Genomic DNA, 3,007 nt, shown 5'->3' with positions numbered 1-3,007 from the left:
CTTTCGTACCATGCTTGTGTTCTGAGATGGAGAGCTTTATTGTAAACTAATCTTACACAGCCCAAGGTGCGCCGCAATAGCGACTCTTGTTCTGCTGTGGGGTAAAATCGAAACGAATAGGCTTTCTCCATATCTCACATTCTAGCATATATCGTGTAAATGCGCTACTATTTCATAGTAAAGCCGTCCTTTGAGAACGGGGTTTCAGAGCCAAAATTGGCGATGACACTTGAGAACCAGTGATTTTTTCTCCTAAACCCAAGTTTTTCTGCTGGCAATTCCTTATTATCTATGTCCTTGACTATGCCTCAGTCTGCCGAGTCCTCCACGGGTGAGGATTTACCCCTAGCTATCTCACCCAGTAACGAGCAGTTAGAGAATATTAATAGCTATTTAAACCTGATTTTGGTTGCTTTAGTCTCTCTAGCTAATTTAGACTCCGAGTCTATCACCCAAGCAGCCCAAGAATTAGCCTTAGATCTGGATACAAGCGATCGCCTAGTTGCCCACTACTGGCAACCCCAGTCAAACCTCTCCCTAGCGGACATCCGTTCTCTAGTTCTCCTCCTCTGTCATCTAGCCCAAAAAAAGCAAGAGTTAATCCGTCGCGCCGTAATTCTCTTGGAACAAGTGGGAACTCAAGGACAAGAACCAGTCAAAACCACGCTTTTGGGCAATTATATCGCTAATTTTCGCTTAAAATACCCAGAAATATCGGAAAATAATCTCAGTGATTCTAGCCTGATTTCCCTAGCCTGGAAATTATTAATCGATTTATTGTTCTACAGCAGCCCCCGCAGTCATCTCCTTCTCTGGCACACCCTTTTGGCAAGTAAAAAGTAAAAAGGCTATCAGTTATCAGTTATCAGTTATCAGTTATCAGTTTTCAGGTTTCAGTTTTCAGTTCACCGATTACTGTTTACTGTTTACTGGACGGCTACGCCGTGCCTTTGGCAACACTGAAAAAAAGCTTCCCAGTTCATAATTCATAATTCATAATTCATAATTCATAATTTATAATTTATAATTCCCACCGATAACTAAAAATGAGTAATCTAATTCGCAAATATACACCCCCCACCTGTACCCTAGAAATTTGGGGAAATAGTTCGCCTCTGGCGGTTTGGCTAGGTAAAAATGTCTTAAACGATGCCCACTTTCAATTGCGTTTTGATGATCCTAGATTGAGTGAGGAAAAACAGGTGACGATCAAAGGCGATCGCACACAATTACAACTCCTAGGGGAAATTGTCGCTAATTATGTGCAGAATTTACTCTCTAGTCCCGTTTCTACCCTCTCTTTCGTGGCTAGTGGTTCCCCCGAAAGCCATCTCCCCTCCTTACCCTCTCTCCGTTGTCAGGGACTTCTGCAGCATCAATTATTTTTAGGTTCCCTGCTAACCGATCAGGATAAACAGGAGATCGAATTAACCACATCGCAATTATTCGATCTAGCCAATGCTTTAGGGGAATATAACCATGAAAGCCCCCTAATACCCCCATTAATTCGCCAGAAAACTCGAAAAAATGCCCTGATGTGGACGGGATTAATCGCCTCAGCCCTAATAACTATCGGGGGAATAGCGATCGCATTTTATCAACAGCAACAAGTGGCCAACAATGATTTAACCACTGATCCCAATAGTGCCAAGATTCCCCAACCCTTGCCAACGCTGCCTTTACCCCCCACGGGAACGGCCGCCCCAAACCCGCAGTTACCGGCAAATTTGGGCAATAAAACCCCTTTACCGCCACCGCCCCCCGTGGCAACCGTTCCAGCCCCAGTTCGTCCCTCTAGCGTCCCCCTAGTGATTCCGCCGTCCACTTTACCGCCGCCACCAGTCACAGGTTCGCGTCCCGGCGGCACGGCGATCGTAATTGAACCGAATAATCAGAACATCCCGATTACTGCCCCCCCCGTCACCGGCACTCAGGGTACAAATGCACTGACAAATGTTCCCCCCACCACGATGAATCCGACTCCAGCACCGCCAAAATTGCCCAATTTACCGCCTATAAGCCCTGTTAACCCCGAAAATGTCAATTTAGACCCCAAACCGCCCACAAGCACTGCTAAAGCCCCAGAGACGAATTTACTAGATACAATTCCCCAAGTGGCAGAAACCAGAGAATATTTTCAATCCCGTTGGCAACCGCCGGAAAGTCTCAAACATACTCTAGAGTACCGTTTGGTCTTAAATCAGGATGGTTCCCTAAAACAGATTATTCCCCTGGGACAGGCGGCGAAAATCTATCTCGATCGCACTAATATGCCCCTGCTTAATCAACCTTTTGTTTCTCCCCTCGATATCCCTGGTAATCCCCAATTGCGTCTAGTTCTTGGTTCTGATGGTACGGTGCGGACTTTTATGGAACAGCAATAAGCTATAAGCTGCTCGCGCATTTAAATTGCCTGTTGAGACGAGGCAAGAGGCAATTTAAATAGTTAACAGCTTAGGAATAAAAAGCTCTCGGCGTGGCTGATGGGCAAAGAGAGAAAAATTACAAGGGTTCTTAATATTAATTAACAATAATCTCGTCGGTGCTGTCGGGTTGATTCATTTCCGTTAGGGTTTGCCAACCTGATTGCCAAAGATTCGCATCTTGCAACTGTTTAGCATTAATCCAGAAGCGGACAGTCGGATCGCAGGAAGCGACTAATTCAGCAAAAACCCATTGACCGCGATTTTGACGATTGACCACTTGAAAATGTCGCCAGCCCCATGTTTTTTGTTTTGCCGTCCATTTTGATCCCAAGAGATGGGGATATTTCTGTTTTTTGGGCATAAAAGTTAAGACATCTGAGTTCGGGATAGGCTAAAACCCTTATATTATCCGGCTCTTCGGGAATTGTTATGCAAATAATTAGGGGCTGCTGAAAAAGCTTTTCTGGGGGCAGGGTGTGGGGTGTGGGGTGTGGGGTGTGGGGTTTGATCGATTTTCAGGTGGTCAACTACCTAATTTTCAGGGAAAAAGTCCCGGAATTTTCCCCCCTATCCCCGCAATG

Annotated in this window: 4 protein-coding genes; 2 read left to right on the top strand and 2 right to left on the bottom strand. The window is 45.5% G+C overall.

From position 1 onward, the window contains the following. Positions 1-131: helix-turn-helix domain-containing protein (locus tag O9295_RS26940; protein ID WP_288036328.1), on the bottom strand; the 131-nt coding region annotated here is incomplete at its 3' end. A 172-nt stretch (positions 132-303) separates the two neighbouring features. Between O9295_RS26940 and O9295_RS26935 the strand changes: the two genes are divergently transcribed. Continuing rightward, entirely contained in the window at positions 304-843 is a 540-nt protein-coding gene (locus tag O9295_RS26935) for a DUF3038 domain-containing protein (RefSeq protein WP_288036326.1), read from the top strand. Positions 844-1,046: 203 nt separating this feature from the next. Next, positions 1,047-2,384, top strand: a complete 1,338-nt coding sequence (locus O9295_RS26930) for a DUF4335 domain-containing protein (RefSeq protein WP_288036325.1) — start codon at positions 1,047-1,049, stop codon at positions 2,382-2,384. Between the two features lie 136 nt (positions 2,385-2,520). On the opposite strand, the gene O9295_RS26925 is transcribed toward O9295_RS26930, so the two are convergent. Continuing rightward, complete coding sequence (locus tag O9295_RS26925) at positions 2,521-2,787, bottom strand: TIGR02450 family Trp-rich protein (RefSeq protein WP_002800208.1); 267 nt, start codon at positions 2,785-2,787, stop codon at positions 2,521-2,523. Positions 2,788-3,007: the final 220 nt, after the last annotated feature.

Origin of the sequence: Microcystis sp. LE18-22.4A (assembly GCF_027531105.1) — a bacterium.
Classification (GTDB): Bacteria; Cyanobacteriota; Cyanobacteriia; order Cyanobacteriales; family Microcystaceae; genus Microcystis; species Microcystis aeruginosa.
This window is presented reverse-complemented; position numbering and strand designations above follow the sequence as displayed.